Genomic DNA, 19,737 nt, shown 5'->3' on the forward strand with positions numbered 1-19,737 from the left:
ATGAGTTTACCAGCAGATTTAAAATACACTAAAGATCACGAATGGGTGCGTATTGAAGGCGATACGGCAACCGTGGGTATTACTGATTTCGCTCAGGGCGAATTGGGGGATATTGTTTATGTTGAGGTAGAGACTGAAGGCGAGACCTTAGACCGCGAAGAGGTTTTTGGTACTGTTGAAGCAGTAAAAACCGTATCTGACCTGTTCCTACCCCTGAGTGGTGAGATTATCGAGTTTAATTCGGCTTTGGAGTCAGAACCAGAAATGGTAAATGAAGATCCTTACGGAAAAGGCTGGATGATTAAAATCAAATTTTCTGATGAGGCTGAATTGGATGCCTTATTAAGCGCAGACGTGTATCAGGAGCTTATAGGTGGGTAGACTGCTGCGATATGGGGTTTATGGCTATACGCTATTTGTAGCGGTAATTTGCCTGATGCCTATGCCGCATATAAATGAGGCGCCAAAGCATAGTGATAAGCTTGTGCACGTAATTACCTATGTGGTGTTTACCCTCTTGTGGTTTACGTTTTTTTATATTTTACAGGCAAAAACTAATGATTTTAAACAGTCTTTGATAAAATCTTGCGGTTTTGCGCTAGTTTATGGTATAATTATTGAGGCATTACAAGCATTGGTAACAAGCTCGAGATCAGCAGATTTTAATGATTTTTTGGCGAATCTGGTTGGTATTTGTGCCGCAGTATTAGTCATTTATGCTTTTAAGAGTCAATTTTTAAAAGTGAAATCAAAATTTTAATTTCGAGTTCAAGCCTTTTTTATTTAAATTAGCAATCCTTAACAACAAGATTCATGGAACCTAAGAAAAATCCTAAAGCAGATCTGTCTAAAAGAAGTGTACTCTTCTTTCAGTTAGGTCTTATTTTGATACTCGGGCTGACGTATATGGCTATCGAGTGGAAAACGTATGAGAAAGAGGCCATTGATATCGGACAGCTTCAAATGGATGACGAGCTGGAAGAAGACGTGCCGATTACAGAGTTAAACACTCCACCACCACCACCACCGCCACCACCACCACCACCAGCACCCGAAATCATCGAGGTTGTTGAGGATGATAAAGAAATTGAAGAAACCGTAATCGAATCTACTGAAACCAGTCAGGAAGAAGAAATCGTAGAGGTTGAAGAAGTTTCTTTTGAGGAAGAAGAAGTTATTGAAGACGTTCCTTTTGCAGTTATCGAAAACGTACCGGTTTATCCTGGTTGTGAAAACGAAAAAGGAAACGACGCCAAAAAAGCGTGTATGTCTGAAAAGATCAGTCAATTCGTAAACCGCAAGTTCAACACGGAGCTTGGTAGTGAATTAGGTCTTTCTGGTATTAATCGTATTTATGTGCGTTTCAAAATTGATCAAAAAGGAAATATAGTAGACATAGGATCCCGTGGTCCGCACCCGCGTCTAGAATCTGAAGCAGAGCGTGTAATCAAGTTATTACCGCAAATGACTCCAGGTAAGCAGCGTGGTAAGGCAGTTGGGGTACTTTACTCACTTCCTATCGTATTTCAGGTACAGGATTAATCCTAATAATCTGGTAAAATATCAAAACCCGTCCGCGAAAGCGAGACGGGTTTTTTTATGGCAAGCTTCTTGTTAAAGTTTTAAGTATTAGTAACCATTAAAACTTTATTTATGAGTAATTCTCAACAAAGCGAATCTCGCGCTCGGCAAAGCGCAGATCGCACAACAAGCAAGCGCGATGTAAATCTACGAAAAAACACGGTTGTGTATTTTCAAATGGGTTTAATCGTGGCGCTCACGTTAGCAATTGTAGTGCTAGAACTCAAATCTCCAATTACCCGATATGAAACGCCCCCGGCGCCAGACATCGCAACGCTATCTTTGGATGACTGGAGCGAACCCTTAAGGCGTGAGGAGGTAAAACAAGAGCCGCCTAAAGCACCAGACGTATCAGAGCTTTTACCGCCTGTGATAGAAGAAGATGATGTCAAAATTCCTGATTTTACTTTTGTAGACCCTGTGCCTCCCACTACCGATGGTCCGATTACTGATGAAAGTTTTGAGCCAATTCCTGATGAGCCCGTTGAGACTACTTCTTTTATTGTAGTTGAGCGCGTTCCGGTTTTTCCGGGATGTGAGGGCTTTAATTCTAATGAAGAGCTAAAAGCCTGTATGCAGGAAAAAATGAATCAGTTCATTAATCGTAATTTTGATACAGGCATTGGGGAGCGCTATGGTCTGCAAGGCGTCAATAAAGTAGATATTCAGTTTACTATTGATGAATTTGGCAAGGTAATCGATCTGAAAACCCGTGCTCCACACCCCGCTCTAGAAGAAGAGGCCTTGCGCGTTATGGAAAAATTACCTCAAATGGAGCCCGGTAAGCAACGGGATCGCAATGTGCGTGTTATTTATTATCAACCCATAAAATTTAAGGTTCAGGACTAAAGATTACTTTTCTAAGTTAGTACAGCCCGCCTCATAAGGCGGGCTGTTTGTTTTTAGTCCCTGATGGGTGTGTTTGAAAGTATTCGAGTCTGTAAAAAGAGGATGTTGAAAAAATAGTATCTTTCCGGCTCCTAAATCTCATAAGTTCATGTCATTCAAGACTTTTGCTGCAGGCATAGCCTTTTTTTTAGTTTCTGCGTTGCAGGCTCAGCTTATCACCGGTAACTTTGAACAGTATCCTACTTTTGAAGAATGTGAAGAGGTTGCGGCCGTTGAACTTTCGGCTTGCTTCAATGAGACCCTGATCAATAAAATAAAAGCTGAATTTAATATGCCTCAACGGGTTATTGATGAGCAGTATCAGGGTGACCTGGTGGTGCTTTTTGAAGTTACTGAAGAGGGAAAGTTTGAGTTGCTGCACGTCACCGGTATTTATGAGGAATTACGCAGCGAAATCACCCGCGTATTTACTGAATTGCCTCAGATAAAACCGGCAACCTACAATGCCCGTCCAACGTATATGCAGTTTAATATGCCTATACCTATTCCGTTTTCTAAAGATTCTTCCGCAGTTAAAGAGTTTAAAACAGGAGCCGTACCCGTCAAAAAGCTTGAGGAGCAAAGTGAGTACGATGCAATAAAAACCTTTCCGTTTGAAAATAGAGAATACCATTCACAATTATTCATTCCGTTTTCTCATGAAACCTACAGTCGGTTTGATCAGGAGCTCAACCGGGTAGGCACCAATACGCATACGGCAGGAAAGCCGTTTACTTACGATAATGTCAATGCTTATTACGACTTTAAAGAAGCTCGTGAAGGTTTATATAAAAAAAAAGAGTCGTGGTTTGGGCGTAAATTGTGGAATGAGCATATGGTTACCCTGCAAGGGGAGGATTATTGGTTTACTTTAGATCCGGCTGCAGACCTTCAGTTGGGCTTTGAGACGGACGATAATGAAGATCAAAGTTTTACCTATAACAATACGCGTGCGGTTATCTTTCAGGGTGGTCTGGGGAAGAATTTAAATTTCTACACCGTGGTTTACGAGAGTCAGGGCACTTTTGCAGGTTATTTTAATAGATTCGCACGATCTATCAGACCTGACGGAGGTAATCCAGCCATTGTTCCCGGAAGGGGGGTAGCTGCAGAATCTGCTTCCGGAGATTTTGATTATCCGGTTGCCGAAGGCTATCTTTCCTATACGCCAAATAAATACTTCAATTTTCAGTTTGGTCACGGTAAAAATTTTATAGGTGACGGTTACCGTTCTCTTTTGCTTTCAGATAATGCGAGTCCGTACCCATTTTTTAAGCTGAATACTACCTTCTGGAAACTTAAATATACCAATACCTGGATGTCGTTACGCGATGTGCGGCCTGAAGTTGTTGCAGACGGCTCTTTTAAAACCAAATATATGGCTAACCATTATTTGAGTTTAAATGTGACTAAAAGACTGAATATTGGGCTTTTTGAAAACGTAATCTGGACTAACGATAACGATCGGGGCTTTGACCTTAATTATTTAAATCCTGTAATTTTTTACAGGGCGATTGAATTTTCCACGGGTTCTCGGGGAGGTAACGCCCTGATCGGGTTGAGTGGGAAATACAAATTCAGCGATCGCTTTAATGCCTATGCTCAGGTCATTATTGATGAATTTTCTACCGGAGCCGTTTTTAGTAATACGAAGTCGTTTCAGAATAAACAAGGCGTACAGCTTGGTTTTAAATACTACGATGCTTTTAATGTAGATAACTTACAGCTACAATTGGAGTTTAATCAGGTACGGCCGTATGTTTATTCTAATAATGAGATAGAACTCAATTACGGGCATAACAATCAGTCTATGGCGCACTTGTGGGGAGCGAATTTTAGAGAGCTTATCGCTATTGCGCGTTACCGCAACGACAGGTGGTTTGGTGCAGCCAAAATTATTTATGGAGAACGCGGCTTTGAGATTGGGGATATCGATCAGGTCTATTACGGTGGAAGCATTTACGGAAATGATGAAAATATACCATCTGAATTGGGTATAGAAATAGGACAGGGAAATAGAGCCAACACCTTTTTGGGTAATGTTGAAGTGGGGTACTTGGTAAACCCATCTACAAACCTGAAACTTTATGCCTCCGTTTTGTATAGAGATCACCGCATTGAGCAGTTTGATCCTGTAAATCTTGCAGAACGTACAGTTTGGGTGAATTTTGGTTTTAGGACCGATTTGTTCAACTGGTATTTTGACTATTAACTAAAACATTTAGCTTTGAAATTATTAAGAAACAGTATTGCAGTTTTTATGCTCCTCATCTTGAGTTCTTGCGAAAAGAAAACTGAAAAACCGGAAATCATCTTTGATTCCAATTTTGCACACGTAGTCTATTTTTGGCTAAATAATCCGGATAGTGCCGAAGACCGTGCTGAATTTGAAAAAGCCTTGAAGCAATTCTTAAACACGAGCGAATACGCGCAAACCAAATTTATAGGCAAGCCTGCTAACACACCTCGTGATGTGGTAGATAATAGTTGGACGTATTCTATAATCCTAACCTTTCCATCAAAAGAAATTCAGGATCAGTATCAAAAAGAGCCAGTGCATCTCAAGTTTGTTGAAGAAGCTTCGCATTTGTGGGAGCGGGTACAGGTTTACGATGCGGTGGGTATAGGTCATTAATTTTTATAGTAAGGCCGGCCCTTGATTTATTAAAACCAGAGGCTTTTAGATATCTTCAAGAACCCTTGTGCAGATGCCGTGTGTGTGGTATCTTTGCACGACTTTTTAAAGCCCTTGAAAAACACGCTTTTGAGCCTTGCAAAATCTCATAATTTAGCCCCTTCCGCCTGGCAGGATTTTAAAGAAATCACCAAGATGCGTCTCGCCATCAGTGTGGTATTCTCAAGCATGGCGGGTTATCTTTTAGGCGCATACAGTATAGACTGGCTTACGGTATTGCTGTTGGCTGTAGGAGGCTATCTGATGGTGGGCGCTTCAAATGCTTACAATCAAATAATAGAGAGAGATCTGGATGCTTTGATGGATCGCACCAAAAACAGACCGGTTGCTGCCGGGCGTATGTCTGTGCGAACTGCTTTTAGCATTGCTACAACCTTTACGATTCTGGGCTTGCTGGTTCTCTATATCATTAACCCAATAACTGCGGTTTTTGGGGCAATTTCCATATTCTTATACGTTTGTGTGTATACTCCACTAAAAACAAAAACACCGCTTTCTGTTTTTGTCGGGGCTTTTCCGGGTGCTATTCCGTTTATGATGGGTTGGATTGCAGCTACGGGAAATTTTGGTATTGAGGCCGGAACCTTATTTATGCTGCAGTTCTTTTGGCAGTTCCCCCATTTTTGGGCGATAGGCTGGTTTTTGTATGAGGATTACAAAAAAGGAGGCTTCTTTATGTTGCCTACCGGCGAAAGAGACCGCGGAACGGCGATACAGGTAATTCTCTATACGATCTGGACCATTTTGGTGTCGCTCATTCCGGTTTTTGGAGTAACCGGAAGACTCTATTTAACGCCGGTCTCTGCGATATTAGTAGGAATATTAGGTCTGGGGCTACTGTATTATGCCGTTAGACTTTACATTTATAAAAACAACCTTACCGCCAAACGACTCATGCTTTCTAGCGTGAGTTACATCACATTGATTCAAATTATTTACGTAGCTGATAAATTTATAAGGTAATGGATTATACATCGCAATCACAACAGGTAAAAATCGCACGTTCTAAAAAAATGATGCTTTGGTTTGGTATTGTAAGTCTTTCGATGATGTTTGGGGGGCTTACCAGTGCGTACATTGTAAGTAGTGAGCGTAAAGACTGGCTTCATGATTTTCAGTTGCCGCAGGCTTTTTACATCAGTACCGCGATTATCATTCTGAGCAGTCTGAGCATGCTGGTAGCTAAGTGGGCGATTTCTAAAGAAAAGAATGCACTCGGTACGCTTGCTCTCGTTGTTACGACTTTTTTGGGAGTTGGTTTCGTTGTTTTTCAGTTTGTAGGCTTTGGTGAAATTGTTCAGGAAGGCTATTTCTTTACCGGAAGTCAGAGTAATGTGACCACCTCTTTCATTTACGCTTTTGTTATAAGTCACGTGGTACACGTTGCTGCCGGTATTTTAGTATTGCTTGTGGTTCTTGTGCAGCAGTTACGTGGTAAATATTCTAACGGTAAGACGCTCGGGCTTGAGCTGGGCGCGACCTTCTGGCACTTTGTAGATATACTCTGGATTTATCTTTTCCTGTTTTTTATGTTCGCAGGCGATCTGATCCACTAGCTGAAGGTTCTGTTTTTATTGGCGCCGCCAAATGGATTAAAACTGTGAGACTTGCCCTGAAAATGAAAATTTGTTACTTACGAAATCAGCTTAGCCTGATTTAGAATATTAAAAAACCTTTAAGGATTCTTTTTTTTGAATGGTTATAAATACCGATTATTGCTTTGAAAAGCATTTTTAAAATACCTATTTTTGCAACGCTTATAAACCGATATTAAAATATGAACGCTACAGCTGTTAAAACAGGCACAGAAGGCAAAATCTGGGGAGGCGGGGATGAACAACCTCTAAAAGCGAGTTACGGTAAATTAATGATGTGGTTTTTCATCCTTTCGGATGCGCTCACATTTTCCGGTTTTCTCGCAGCATACGGGTTCTCCCGTTTTAAATTTATCAATACCTGGCCAATCGCCGATGAAGTGTTTACGCACTTTCCTTTTTTACACGGGGTAGATGCTCCTATGTATTATGTGGCGTTGATGACCTTTATTCTTATTTTCTCTTCTGTAACCATGGTACTTGCCGTAGACGCCGGTCACCAGATGAAGAAGAATAAGGTGATTTGGTATATGTTCTTTACCATTATAGGTGGTGTGGTATTCGTAGGCTCTCAAGCCTGGGAATGGGCAAATTTTATTTCTGGTGAGTATGGAGCAGTAGAAACAAATGGTGGTAAAATCATTCAGTTTGTAAATGCGGAAGGTGAGCAGGTAGCTATTGAATCTTTTGCAGTAGATCTTCCTTCAGACCGCACCCGTTTAACCCGAAGCGAAGCGCTTTGGTATGAGTCTGAAAGCAGTTTACCTAAATACCAGCTTGCTGAGGTTATTGAAGGATTTAAAGCAAATCCGGATTTGCTGGTACGCACACAGCTCATTGCTGAAAACGGTCAAAAAACCATTCTGTCACGAGAGGAGTCTTTAGCCAAGTTAGAAAACGACGGGATGCAGGTGGTTGAAGGAGCTAATTTGGTTCACAATGAATACGGACCTCCATTATTTGCAGACTTCTTTTTCTTTATTACCGGTTTCCACGGTTTCCACGTATTTTCGGGTGTGATCATCAACATCATCATCTTTATCAACGTGATCCTGGGAACATACGAGCGAAGAGGAAGTTATGAGATGGTTGAAAAAGTAGGTCTTTACTGGCACTTTGTTGACCTGGTTTGGGTATTCGTATTTACATTCTTTTACCTGGTTTAATCTTAAAAAATTATTCCGCAAAGCGGAAACTATAACATAAATATAATGGCACACGATTCAGCACATCACGGTTCTGCTACTAAAAGAATCTGGACGGTTTTTGGAATACTTTCGATAGTAACCATCGTTGAAGTAGCTTTGGGTATTGTAAGACCTGGGTTTCTTATTGAGACAGACTTCCTAAGAATGCACCTGCTTAACTGGATATTTATCATCCTTACCCTGTACAAAGCCTATTTGATTACCTGGGCATTCATGCACATGGAGCATGAGACCAAAGGCTTGCGACGTTCGGTTGTATGGACAGGTATATTCCTGGTTTGCTATTTAATCTTTATTCTGCTTACAGAAGGAGATTACATTTTTGATGTGTATAAAGAAGGTTATATAGCCTGGGATTTTTAATCCTATATTGAAATTATTAAAGACGACTTAGGTCGTCTTTTTTTATGTCTTGTTTTAATGCAAACGTTCTGTGATGTACCTTTGCATTCGGTTTCGGAAAGGTCTCCCGATGCTGTGCATAAAAACCTGATTGACCCAAATTTAGATGATTTGGCTATGAAAAAGTATTTTGTTTTAGGTGTGTTATTCATCCTGCCTATTGTGGCCTATCTTTTCTTTGCGTCAGGAATTCACAATTTTGCAAAATTACCCATTCTTAAAGAAGACGTGCCAGAGCTACAAGCTGCTTCAGCCGTTCAATTGCAGAATAAAATAACCGTACTTGGTTTTTTAGGAAATACTATAGAGCGCGAAGGTGGCGATTTGTTTAACCTGAATCAGAAAATCTTTAAACCGTTCCGGGAATTTGATGATTTTCAGTTTGTCTATCTGGTACCTCAAACAATTGATGCTACAGAGCTGGACAGAGTTAAAACCGAATTGGCCAGACTTACCGATATCTCAAATTGGCACTTTGTTAGCCTTCCACAGGAAACTATTACAGCTATTTTTAAAGGTTTAAATACACCTTATGATTTGATGGCTGACGGAGGTTCAAAGTATATCTTCATTGTGGATAAAGATCGGAATTTAAGAGGCAGGGACGATGATGAGGATGAAGGCGTGCTTTATGGATATGATAGTTCAGACATTGCAGAATTGTCAAATAAGATGAAAGATGATGTCAAGATTATCCTTGCCGAATACCGTCTTGCCCTGAAAAAAAATAATGCAGATCGCTAGTTGATATGAATAAAAAGAAAACCTATATAGGCATTGCCGTAATTGTATTCATTTTCGGGATTATAGTGATTCCAAAAATAATAGACCGCCTCAAGCGTGGTGAAGTGGTGCAGAACGACCGTCTCAATGTCGCCAAACTGGACAGCAAAGAAAATGATGGTGAACTATCCTATATCAACATTAACGGGAAGGACCGAAAGGTTCCGCATTTTGAATTTGTAGATCAAAACGGCGATACCATCTCCGAAGATACCTACAAGGGAAAGGTTTTTCTGGTTGAATTCTTTTTTACACGATGTCCTACTATTTGTATCCCGATGAATCAGAATCTGGTTATGATACAAAATACGTTTAAAGATAATCCTGATTTTGGTATTGCCAGCTTCAGCATAGATCCTGAGCACGATACCCCTGGAGTTCTAAAAGAATATGCAGATCGATACGGCGTTACAGACCCTGATTGGCATATGATGACCGGGGATCGAGAGGATATTTATGAACTGGCTAATGTAGGTTTCAATCTGTTGGCTCAGGAAAATCCCGAAATAGAAGGAAACTTTCAGCATTCCGGTTTGTTTGCGTTAGTTGATCAAAACGGTTTTATTCGTTCCCGTAAAGATGAGTTTGGCAATCCGTTGATTTACTATCGCGGATTTATTCCACAGGGAGCTGAAGAGGTGGAAGGTGAAGAGACTTCGCAGATAGACATCCTCATTGAGGATATTAAAAAATTATTGAACAAGAACAACAGTTAGATGAACGATCTTGCAAAAAAGGAAAAGCTGTATAATAGATGGATTGTTATACTTTCGGTAGCCATACCTATCGCAGTGGCGCTTTTATTTATGGTGCGTATTCCTAATGTGGAGCGGCTGGGCTTTTTGCCTCCTATTTATGCCGGTATTAATGCCTTAACCGCGATTTTACTCATTACTGCTGTTATCCAAATCAAAAAAGGAAACCGAAACCTGCACGAGAAATTGATGAAAACCTGTATTGCGCTTTCTGTGATATTTTTGGTTTTGTATGTGCTTTATCACGCGACTTCAGATTCTACAAAATTTGGAGATACCAATCTTGACGGCGTGCTTTCAGATGCTGAAAATGCTGCGGTCGGAGTCTTTAAGTATGTGTATTATTTTATTTTGATTACACATATTTTGTTGTCAATAGGAGTGATTCCGTTTGTTCTCATTACCTACGTACGGGCAACATTAGGCAAGTTTGAGTTGCATCGCAAGATTGCCCGCATCACCTTTCCAATTTGGTTATATGTAGCAGTAACCGGGGTTGTGGTATATTTCATGATATTTCCCTATTATCCTGTTTAATTAGTTATGTTGAAACGTTTTAGTCTTACTGTACTTTTTCTATTGCTTAGTTTTGCTATGCAGGCGCAGTGCGCCATGTGTCGCGCCGTTCTGGAAAGTGAGACCGATAACAGTATGGCTGAAGGGGTTAATAACGGAATTGTATATCTTGCCGCAATACCCTATCTGCTCATGGGCGGTCTTATTTATTTTATTTACCGAAGCAGACGTAAATCTTCCTAGAGACTCTAAGCTTAGTTGTCTGAAAGTCTCTAAATGTTAATTATTTTAGGTTTAAATGTAACATTTACAGCTTTTTTGAGTCTATTTGATGGGTTAAGACTGTAATTTTCAGTCTCGCTGTACACTAAACCATCATTATGATCACCATTAAAGACCTCCATAAGTCCTATACTATGGGCGCTAACTCGCTTCATGTCCTCAAGGGAATAAATTTTAGCGTTGAAGAAGGCGAACTGGTGAGTATTATGGGTTCGTCAGGATCCGGAAAATCTACTTTACTCAATATTTTGGGTATGCTTGACGAAGCAGATCAGGGGAGTTATACGCTAGATGGTACTCCCATCAAAAACCTGAACGAAAAGATCGCAGCACGTTATCGCAACAAATTCCTGGGCTTTATTTTTCAGTCTTTCAATCTTATCAATTATAAAAGTGCCCTAGATAATGTAGGGATGCCTTTGTATTATCAAGGTATGAAGCGCGCTGAGCGAACCGATAAAGCGATGGCTTACCTCGAAAAGGTAGGCTTGGCAAACTGGGCGCATCATATGCCTAATGAACTTTCCGGCGGACAAAAACAACGTGTGGCAATCGCCAGAGCTTTGGCTTCTGATCCTAAAGTCTTGCTTGCTGACGAACCTACCGGTGCTTTGGATACCAAAACCAGCTACGAGGTAATGGAACTTATACAGGGCATTAATGACGAGGGTAAAACCATTTTAGTGGTAACTCACGAAGATGATATTGCTCATATGACCAAGCGTATTGTAAATCTCAAAGACGGTTTGATCATAGACGATACAAAAATCAATCAGGTAAGAGCGGCATCTCATGTTTAGTCTGGAGCGTTGGCAGGAAATATTTGAAACTATCCGGAAAAACAAACTCCGCACCTTTCTTACGGGCTTATCTGTAGCTTCTGGTATTTTTATTTTGGTCATTCTTCTGGCTTTGGGTCAGGGAATGCAAAACGGTATTGCAAAAGAGTTTGAGCGTGATGCAACAAATCGTATTTCGGTCTGGAGTGGGGTAACTTCTGTTGAGTATAAAGGGCTTAATCCGGGTAGATTTGTAGAGATGACTAATGCCGATTACAATTATCTCATTGAGAAATATGAAGATAATCTTGAATTTAAGTCTGCCGTCTACCGTATTTGGAGTGGTAATTTAACCTACGGCAAAGAAACCGGAAGTTACCGCGTTGAAGGTGTGTATCCCGATTATCAATTTTTAGAAAACGAAAGTATGGTAAACGGGCGCTATATCAATTATTCTGATCACGACGACAAAACCAAAGTTGTGGTTATTGGGAATAAGGTAAAACAGGACCTTTTTGGTAAACAGGATGCGCTTGGGAAACTGATTCAGGTAAACGGAATCAACTTTTATGTAGTTGGGGTATATTCAGATCCCGGGGGCGAGCGTGAAGAGACCCGAGTTTTTGTTCCTATTTCTACGGCACAACGGGTTTTTGGTGGTTCAGATAAAGTGCGTAATCTGGGTTTTACACTTAAACCAAAAGCAAACTTTGAAGCCACGCTTGCACAATCTATCAATTTTTCAAATGAAATAGAAAGCTTTCTCAAAGAGCGGCATCTGGTAGCTCCAGATGATACCAGTGCGATCAACATCAACAATACGCTGGAAGAGGCTAAACGCTTTTACGATCTTATTGGGATGATCAAGCTCTTCTTTTGGGTGGTAGGGATTTTTACCATAATTGCCGGTGTGGTAGGGGTGAGTAACATCATGCTGATCATCGTAAAAGAGCGCACCAAAGAGATCGGAATACGCAAAGCTCTGGGTGCTGAACCCTGGTCTATTGTGAGTATGATTTTGCACGAATCGATTTTTGTAACGGCAATTGCTGGTTTTTCGGGCCTGCTTTTTAGTATGACACTACTGGAGCTTATAGGGCCCAATTTGCAAATGGACTATATACGCAATCCCACAGTTAATTTTAATGTAGCCATCACAACCGTTTTTATCCTGATACTTGCGGGAGCGCTGGCAGGTTTTGTACCGGCATGGCGCGCAGCACGCATTAAACCTATTGCTGCATTACGTGAAGAGTAAAAAATAAAGAGAACAGCCTGAAGCTTATGTTTAGTAAAGACAGTTGGGATGAGATTATTGAAGCCTTAAGCCGAAATTGGTTTAGAACGGCTCTTACTGCTTTTGGGGTGCTCTGGGGGATTTTCATTCTGGTAATCCTGCTTGCTGCAGGCAAAGGTCTTGAGAACGGGGTGAAAAAGGACTTTGGAAACATGGCGACCAATAGCATGTTTATGTGGACGCAGGTGATCTCAAAACCCTATAAAGGTCTGCCAAAAGGACGTCGCTTCAGTTATGACCTTGATGATGTGGCAGCTTTAAAGGAAAATATCCCTGAACTGCGCTTTGTATCTCCTCGAAATCAACTTGGAGGTTTTGGCGGAGCTAACAATGTGGTGCGCGGTATCAATACCGGGGCTTTTAATGTATACGGGGACTACCCGGAATATATTGAGCAGCAGCCTATGAATATTACTTCCGGGCGGTTTTTAAACTATGGCGATATTGAATCAAAGCGAAAAGTAGCCGTAATTGGGGAAGGCGTGCGCAATGCCCTTTACGACAAGGGAGAAGATTTTATAGGAACGTACATTAAAATAAACGGCGTCAATTTTATGGTTGTGGGTACGTACTCCATCGTATCCAGCAATGGGGATGCCGAAGAAGAGCAGAAACAAATTTATGTCCCCTTTACGGCTTTTTCGCAGGCATTTAATATGGGAAACAACGTAGGATGGATGGCGATCACCGCAAAAGATGGCTATTCCATCACTAAATTGAAAGAGCGGGTTTTTGATATCATAAAAACCAGACACAGTATTCATCCCGAAGATGATCGTGCGATAGGAAATTTTGATTTGTATGAACAATATCAAAAAGTAGACGGGTTATTTATTGCTTTAAAAGCGGTTGCTTATTTCGTAGGAATTTTAGTGCTCCTGTCGGGAATAATCGGGATCAGCAATATCATGCTCATTGTGGTGAAAGAGCGTACCAAAGAGATCGGAATACGCCGCGCGCTGGGTGCCAGCCCCTGGTCCATTCGCAGTCAGATTCTAACCGAGTCGGTTTTCTTAACCTTAATTTCCGGGATGGCGGGAGTTTCTTTAGGAGCTCTGGTAATCTATGTGCTAAACAAAATACTTGATGCTAACGGTCCTGTAGAAATGTTTGCAAACCCCAGTGTCGATTTGTCAACCATATTAATCGCACTATTCATTCTCATATCCTCAGGCCTTTTAGCCGGCTTCATACCGGCACAAAATGCTATAAAAGTTAAACCCATAGACGCCCTTCGCGACGAATAAAACATCAACAAAAAACGAATCTATTTTATGAAAAAATCTGTTACTATTAGTATTCTGGTTGTCATAGGCCTTGTGTTTGTAGGCTCTCTGTACTATTTCTACCAGAAAAATCAGGAAGATCCGGTGGTGTATACTACCGAAAAACCTTCACGGCAGACGATTATTAAAAAAACGGTCGCTACCGGAAGTATTGTTCCTAATGAAGAGATTTTGATCAAGCCCAACATTTCAGGAATTATAGCTGAGATTTATGTCGAAGCCGGTCAGATCGTAAAGCAGGGGGACATGATCGCGAAAATTGATGTGGTTCCCAATGTTTCTTCTTTGGTAAATGCAAAAAACAATATTCAAAGCGCCCGCAATCAGCTGGAGACGGCCAAGCTGGCTTATGAAAATCAAAAGAGTATTTTCAGCAGGCAAAGTTCACTTTACGAGCGCGGGGTAATCTCTGCAAACGAATTCGATATCAATAAACGCGAATACGACCGGGCCGTGCAGGAATGGAGACAACAACAGGTGAGTTTAAATTCTGCAGTACAGAACTACGATATTGTGCGTACCGGGACTACCGCCGGTTTGGGGAATGCCGCCACCACACAGGTGAAGGCAACCATAGACGGGATGGTTCTCGAGATTCCGGTTAAGGAAGGAAATCAGGTTATAGAAGCCAACAATTTTAATGACGGAACAACAATCGCTTCACTGGCTAATGTAAATGATATGATTTTTGAAGGAAAGGTTGATGAGAGCGAAGTGGGTAAGATTAAAGAAGGTCTTCCTTTAGAGATTACCGTTGGTGCTATTGAGGATCAAAGTTTTGATGCTACCTTAGACTATATAGCCCCCAAGGGAATCGCCGAAAACGGAGCTATTCAATTTGAGATCAAAGGAACCCTGGCAAAAATAGACTCAACCTTTATCCGCGCCGGTCTTAGTGCTAACGCATCTATTATTTTGGAAAAGGCGGAAGATGTGCTTGCAGTAAAAGAAGCGCTTATTCAGTACGATTCAAAAACGCAGCAACCCTTTGTAGAAGTTGAAGTAGGCGATCAGCAGTTTGAGCGCAGAGATGTGAAACTGGGAGTTAGCGACGGAATTTATGTAGAAATCCTTGAGGGGATACAGCCTGACGACGCTATAAAAGTGTGGAATGCGACGGTGCCCGTTCAATCTTTTTAAACCAAATTAAAATCAGATGTAACGTTTCTGATAAAACAACTACTTATCAAACAGAATTTCAATTATGAAGAATATTTCAGTCATTTTTCTTTTGGTTTTTACCGGATTGTCTGGCTTCGCTCAGCAGAAGTGGACCCTGCAGGAGTGTATACAGCGTGCACTTGACGAAAACATTCAAATACGCCAGGCAGAACTGGATCGGGATGCGGCCGGCCTTGATAAGCTTGATGCCGTCGGGAATTTTTTACCCAGCCTTAATGGTAGTGCCAGCGTTTCAGAAAATACCGGTTTGAGTTTTAACCCGGTAACCAACAATGCTCAGACTACTACGTTTCTCTCAGCTACCGGTAGACTCAATGTAGGATATACGCTGTTTGACGGTCTGCGAAATTTCAGACAGGTGCAACGTGCCAAGTTTACGGCTCTCGCAGCGCAATACAATCTGGAAAAGCTGGAAGATGACATCGCTCTGATTGTGGCAAACGGATATCTTCAGGTTATTCTCAATAAAGAAAATCTAAAAGTTTTACAGTCTCAGAATGAAGTAACCCGTCGTCAGATTGACCAGACTAAAGAACTTGTAGATGGAGGTGTTTCGCCACGCGGTGACTTGCTTGAAGTACAGGCACAAAATGCTACCGAATTGCAAAATATAGCGGCTGCAGAAAATGCTGTTCAAATTTCACTGATTAGCCTTGCCCAGACGCTTTTGATTCGGGATTATAGAAATTTCGATATTGCTGAAGGAGATTTTAATATCTATGGGGAAGAAATTTTAGCTCTTAGTCCGGAGCAAATTACGCAGTCTGCTAAAGAGGAGCGTTACGAGATTAAAATAGCTGAAAACAATCTGGATATCGCAGAGAAAGACGTGCAAATTGCAAAAGGAGCTCAGTATCCTACGATCTCGGCATTTTTTGGTTATGATACCCGTTATACAGATGCCACTTCATTTTCTCAAAGCATAGACCAGGACAATCCATTTACTGAAGAGCAGATAGGATTTGTTCAGGGTACAGGACAACCGGTTATAGGTCAAAGCCCTAATTTTATAAGTAGTATTGTACGTCCAGATCCTTTTATTGACCAATTGTACCAAAATGACGGTATCGGTTATGGTTTATCATTAAATATACCTATCCTCAACGGCTTTCAAACACGCAATTCTATTCAGCGAAGTAAAATTGCGGCAGAGCGTGCGGCAATCAATTTAGAACAGGCACAGCTTGATCTGGAATCAAACGTCTATCAGGCTTATCTGGATGCTCAGGGTGCCTTAAAAACCTTTCAGGCTGCAGAAGCTGCGGTAGAATCTCAGGAGCTGGCTTATTCTTATGCGAAAGATCGCTACGATGTAGGTTTGATCAACGCATTTGACTTTAGTCAGGCCAAACAACGATACGACAATACTCAAATAGATCTCAATCGGGCTAAGTACGATTATATTTTTAAATTAAAAGTGTTAGAACTTTATTTTGGAGTGCCCGTAGATCAATTGAAGTTTTAAATCTGAAACTATTTATTTTAGTAATTAAACGATGAAAAAGAAGACCTTAATTATTATTCTTGCTGCTATAGTTGTTCTTATTTTGGGACTCATTGGGGCCAAAAAGGCGGGACTTTTCGGCAAATCGGGGAATTTTAAGCCCGTTGAGGTGCAGGAGATTGTGCTTGAAGATGTGGTGGAAACCGTTGCGGCCACCGGAAAGATTCAGCCTGAAGTGGAGGTTAAAATTTCTTCGGAAGTTTCAGGTGAAATTATCGAGCTTCCTGTTGTTGAAGGACAACAGGTAGAGAAAGGAGATTTGCTTGTGCGTATCAATCCAGATTTGATTCAGTCTGCATTAACTCAGGCGCAGGCTTCCTTACAAAACATACGTGCAAACCTGTCTCAGGCTGAAGCTACTTTAAAAAATGCAAAAGCAAATTATGAGCGTAACAAAACGCTTTTCGAGAAAGGGGTGATTTCAAAATCTGCTTGGGATCAGTCGGTTTCTGATTATGAGGTGGCACAGGCTAATGTAAAATCAGCTTACTATAGCGTACAAAGCGCGGCGGCTAACGTAAATCAGTCCCGCGATAACTTATCGCGCACCACCATTTATGCGCCTATAAGCGGTACCATTTCACGTCTCGATGTCGAGTTAGGCGAGCGCGTAGTAGGTACCCAGCAAATGGCCGGTACCGAAATTATGCGGGTTGCAGACCTGGGCAATATGGAGGTTGAGGTTGATGTAAATGAAAACGACATTGTCAAAATAAATATCGGCGATTCTACGCGAGTGGAAGTTGATGCGTATCTGAAGAAAATTTTTAAGGGTGAAGTAACCGAAATCGCTAATTCTGCGGAAAGCAACTTGACTGCAGATCAGGTTACCAATTTCAAAGTAAAAGTGCGTATTCTGGAAGAATCGTATGCAGATTTACTGGAAGGCCAGCCCGAAAGATATTCGCCTTTTAGACCCGGAATGACAGCAACCGTTGATATCATTACCAAAAGTGTGAAAAATGCGATTGCTGTACCCATTAGCGCGGTGGTTATTAAAAGTGATACAACCCAAATCAACGTGGCTTTTGGCGAGAATCAGTATGAGGCGGTATTTGTAAAAGACGGGGATAAGGCTGTTTTAAAACGTATTACTACCGGTATTCAGGATGATTCTGATATAGTTATTACTTCAGGTCTTGAAACCGGGGAGACGGTTATTACCGGGCCTTATAACACGGTTACCAAATTACTTAAAGACGGAGATCTGGTAGAGGTTAAAAAAGATGCTAAATTTGGGCCTTCAGAAGAAGACTAAATTATGGCAATACTCCTGTGTATAGAAACTACAACAACTAATTGCTCTGTAGCTCTGGCTAAAGATGATGTGATTCTGTCCTTTAAAGAAGATATGGGGCTTAATTATTCACACGCCGAGCGTCTGCACATCTATATTGCAGAAGTGCTCAGGGAAGCCAATATTTCAAAATCGGAAATCGATGCGGTTGCGGTAAGTAAAGGTCCGGGATCGTATACCGGTTTACGCATAGGCGTTAGTGCTGCTAAAGGCCTTTGCTATGCACTGAGTGTGCCTTTGATTGCTACAAACACACTGAAGGCTTTGGCGATGCAGGTTAATGATCCCTGCGACTATATTATTCCGGTGCTTGATGCGCGTCGTATGGAAGTCTATAGTGCGATTTTCAACTCAGAATTTAATGAGTTGCGGGGTATTGAGGCTCAGATTGTAGCGGAAGATTCTTTTCTGAAGTATCTCGATTCGGGTAAGGTAGTTTTCGTAGGTAATGGTGCAGCAAAGCTGAAAGATCTGATAAAACATCCCAATGCTCAGTTTAATGATGTTGCTTTGCCGTCCGCACGGGAAATGGTCACTTTGGCTGCTGCCAAACATAAAATAAGCGACACCGAAGATGTCGCTTATTTCGAGCCTTTTTATCTAAAAGACTTTTACGTTACTTCAAAAAAGAAGTGATACTTATTTACCGCTAAAGCTTGCGCCGCTTTCGTTAAAAACGTGAACATCGCGCTGTGGGAATGGAATCACAATGCCCTGCTCTTCAAGTCTGCGTTTACCTTCTTCAAGCACATACCAGTGCAATGCCCAGTAATCATCGTTAGTTGCCCAGAAGCGTAGCGAAAGGTTTACAGAACTGTCTGCTAATTCGGTAACTACAATCATAGGTTCTGGATGCGGATCGTGCAACACGGTTTCCTGCTCATTCACGAGTTTCAACAGAATTTCTTTAGCCAGTTTGATATCGCTGTCATACGAAATTCCCCAGGTTTGCGCGTTACGTCTTATGCCTTGCGAAGTGTAATTGATGATGTTGTCATTAGAAAGCTTTCCGTTTGGGATGACAGCTTCCTGATTTCCGAAGGTGATTAGGCGGGTGTTGAAGATGGAAATTTCCTTAACCGAACCGTCAACGCCCTGAGCAGAAATCCAGTCACCTACCTTAAAAGGTCTCAATAAAAGAATGAGGACACCCCCGGCAAAATTGGCCAGCGAACCTTGTAATGCTAAACCAATTGCTAAACCGGCAGCACCAATCACAGCTACCAGAGAGGCCGATTCTACGCCTAGTTGAGTTATAACCAGTACAAATAAGAGGATTTTTAAAGTCCAGTTAATAAGATCTGCGATAAATTTCTCCAAAGTGAGGTCGTAGTCTTTTTTCGCAAAGAATTTTTTGACCAGTTTGTTGATGACTCTTATAATCCAGAATCCAATAATCAGGGTTAGAATGGCCCCAATTAGACTTGGTAAAAAGTCTATAATTTTTTCGCCAAATTTATTGGCATAATCTTCTACTTGGTTGATGTCAAATTGCATATATTATTTTTTTACAAAGGTCTGAGATACACCGCAGAAATAAAAAATACCGCTGTTTAAATTACGTTAATTCTAGGGCCTTGTCTTTGTGTTAGTTTACTGAAAATAATAGGTATTTATTAATAGTAAATAATCTCAAGGCAAGCCGCAGCTATTGAGAAGAAACAAAGTTTGGATTGCGAGGCATCCC

Annotated in this window: 22 protein-coding genes; 21 read left to right on the forward strand and 1 reads right to left on the reverse strand. The window is 41.2% G+C overall.

Going from position 1 to position 19,737, the window contains the following annotated elements; all coding sequences use genetic code 11:
• The 21 genes from gcvH (at position 1) to tsaB (ending at position 18,686) form a co-directional block, all read left to right on the forward strand.
• Complete coding sequence (gcvH, locus tag CJ305_RS02710; protein ID WP_099644683.1) at positions 1–381, forward strand: glycine cleavage system protein GcvH; 381 nt, start codon at positions 1–3, stop codon at positions 379–381.
• A 61-nt stretch (positions 382–442) separates the two neighbouring features.
• Complete coding sequence (locus CJ305_RS02715; protein WP_189319364.1) at positions 443–760, forward strand: VanZ family protein; 318 nt, start codon at positions 443–445, stop codon at positions 758–760.
• A 53-nt stretch (positions 761–813) separates the two neighbouring features.
• Positions 814–1,542, forward strand: coding sequence for an energy transducer TonB (locus CJ305_RS02720; protein ID WP_099644685.1), 729 nt, complete (start codon positions 814–816; stop codon positions 1,540–1,542).
• A 111-nt stretch (positions 1,543–1,653) separates the two neighbouring features.
• Positions 1,654–2,430: an energy transducer TonB gene (locus CJ305_RS02725; RefSeq protein ID WP_099644686.1), complete on the forward strand. Its 777-nt coding sequence runs from the start codon at positions 1,654–1,656 to the stop codon at positions 2,428–2,430.
• 148 nt (positions 2,431–2,578) lie between these two features.
• Entirely contained in the window at positions 2,579–4,681 is a 2,103-nt protein-coding gene (locus CJ305_RS02730) for a gliding motility protein RemB (RefSeq protein WP_099644687.1), read from the forward strand.
• Positions 4,682–4,696: 15 nt separating this feature from the next.
• Positions 4,697–5,104 (forward strand): Dabb family protein, encoded by a 408-nt coding sequence (locus CJ305_RS02735; RefSeq protein WP_317043981.1) that lies wholly within the window; start codon positions 4,697–4,699, stop codon positions 5,102–5,104.
• Between the two features lie 129 nt (positions 5,105–5,233).
• Positions 5,234–6,127, forward strand: coding sequence for a heme o synthase (gene cyoE, locus CJ305_RS02740; RefSeq protein WP_223248784.1), 894 nt, complete (start codon positions 5,234–5,236; stop codon positions 6,125–6,127).
• Positions 6,127–6,720, forward strand: coding sequence for a cytochrome c oxidase subunit 3 (locus CJ305_RS02745; RefSeq protein WP_099644689.1), 594 nt, complete (start codon positions 6,127–6,129; stop codon positions 6,718–6,720). The genes cyoE and CJ305_RS02745 overlap by 1 nt, the downstream gene beginning before the upstream one ends.
• 221 nt (positions 6,721–6,941) lie before the next feature.
• Entirely contained in the window at positions 6,942–7,925 is a 984-nt protein-coding gene (locus tag CJ305_RS02750; protein WP_099644690.1) for a cytochrome c oxidase subunit 3, read from the forward strand.
• Between the two features lie 45 nt (positions 7,926–7,970).
• Complete coding sequence (locus CJ305_RS02755; protein WP_099644691.1) at positions 7,971–8,330, forward strand: cytochrome C oxidase subunit IV family protein; 360 nt, start codon at positions 7,971–7,973, stop codon at positions 8,328–8,330.
• 57 nt (positions 8,331–8,387) lie between these two features.
• Positions 8,388–9,113, forward strand: a complete 726-nt coding sequence (locus tag CJ305_RS02760; protein ID WP_317043982.1) for a hypothetical protein — start codon at positions 8,388–8,390, stop codon at positions 9,111–9,113.
• Positions 9,114–9,118: 5 nt separating this feature from the next.
• On the forward strand, positions 9,119–9,868 hold the full coding sequence (locus CJ305_RS02765; RefSeq protein ID WP_099644692.1) for an SCO family protein: 750 nt from the start codon (positions 9,119–9,121) through the stop codon (positions 9,866–9,868).
• Positions 9,869–10,444: a DUF420 domain-containing protein gene (locus CJ305_RS02770; RefSeq protein ID WP_099644693.1), complete on the forward strand. Its 576-nt coding sequence runs from the start codon at positions 9,869–9,871 to the stop codon at positions 10,442–10,444.
• Between the two features lie 6 nt (positions 10,445–10,450).
• Positions 10,451–10,666: a hypothetical protein gene (locus tag CJ305_RS02775; RefSeq protein WP_099644694.1), complete on the forward strand. Its 216-nt coding sequence runs from the start codon at positions 10,451–10,453 to the stop codon at positions 10,664–10,666.
• 137 nt (positions 10,667–10,803) lie between these two features.
• Positions 10,804–11,505 carry an ABC transporter ATP-binding protein gene (locus CJ305_RS02780; RefSeq protein WP_099644695.1) on the forward strand — a complete coding sequence of 234 codons (702 nt, stop codon included), beginning with the start codon at positions 10,804–10,806 and terminating at the stop codon, positions 11,503–11,505.
• The gene (locus CJ305_RS02785; RefSeq protein WP_099644696.1) at positions 11,498–12,742 is read left to right on the forward strand and encodes an ABC transporter permease; all 1,245 of its coding nucleotides are present in this window, start codon (positions 11,498–11,500) and stop codon (positions 12,740–12,742) included. Before CJ305_RS02780 ends, CJ305_RS02785 begins: the two co-directional genes overlap by 8 nt.
• A gap of 26 nt (positions 12,743–12,768) precedes the next feature.
• A complete protein-coding gene (locus CJ305_RS02790; protein ID WP_099644697.1) occupies positions 12,769–14,028 on the forward strand; it encodes an ABC transporter permease in 1,260 nt (419 codons plus the stop codon).
• A gap of 27 nt (positions 14,029–14,055) precedes the next feature.
• Positions 14,056–15,207 (forward strand): efflux RND transporter periplasmic adaptor subunit, encoded by a 1,152-nt coding sequence (locus tag CJ305_RS02795; RefSeq protein ID WP_099644698.1) that lies wholly within the window; start codon positions 14,056–14,058, stop codon positions 15,205–15,207.
• A gap of 64 nt (positions 15,208–15,271) precedes the next feature.
• Positions 15,272–16,714: a TolC family protein gene (locus CJ305_RS02800; RefSeq protein ID WP_099644699.1), complete on the forward strand. Its 1,443-nt coding sequence runs from the start codon at positions 15,272–15,274 to the stop codon at positions 16,712–16,714.
• Between the two features lie 31 nt (positions 16,715–16,745).
• Positions 16,746–18,011, forward strand: coding sequence for an efflux RND transporter periplasmic adaptor subunit (locus CJ305_RS02805; protein WP_099644700.1), 1,266 nt, complete (start codon positions 16,746–16,748; stop codon positions 18,009–18,011).
• A 3-nt stretch (positions 18,012–18,014) separates the two neighbouring features.
• The gene (tsaB, locus tag CJ305_RS02810) at positions 18,015–18,686 is read left to right on the forward strand and encodes a tRNA (adenosine(37)-N6)-threonylcarbamoyltransferase complex dimerization subunit type 1 TsaB (protein WP_099644701.1); all 672 of its coding nucleotides are present in this window, start codon (positions 18,015–18,017) and stop codon (positions 18,684–18,686) included.
• A gap of 3 nt (positions 18,687–18,689) precedes the next feature.
• Here tsaB and CJ305_RS02815 read toward each other — a convergent pair whose 3' ends face one another.
• Positions 18,690–19,547 carry a mechanosensitive ion channel family protein gene (locus CJ305_RS02815; protein ID WP_099644702.1) on the reverse strand — a complete coding sequence of 286 codons (858 nt, stop codon included), beginning with the start codon at positions 19,545–19,547 and terminating at the stop codon, positions 18,690–18,692.
• Between the last annotated feature and the right edge of the window lie 190 nt (positions 19,548–19,737).

Origin of the sequence: Leeuwenhoekiella nanhaiensis (genome assembly GCF_002744755.1) — a bacterium.
Classification (GTDB): domain Bacteria; phylum Bacteroidota; class Bacteroidia; order Flavobacteriales; family Flavobacteriaceae; genus Leeuwenhoekiella; species Leeuwenhoekiella nanhaiensis.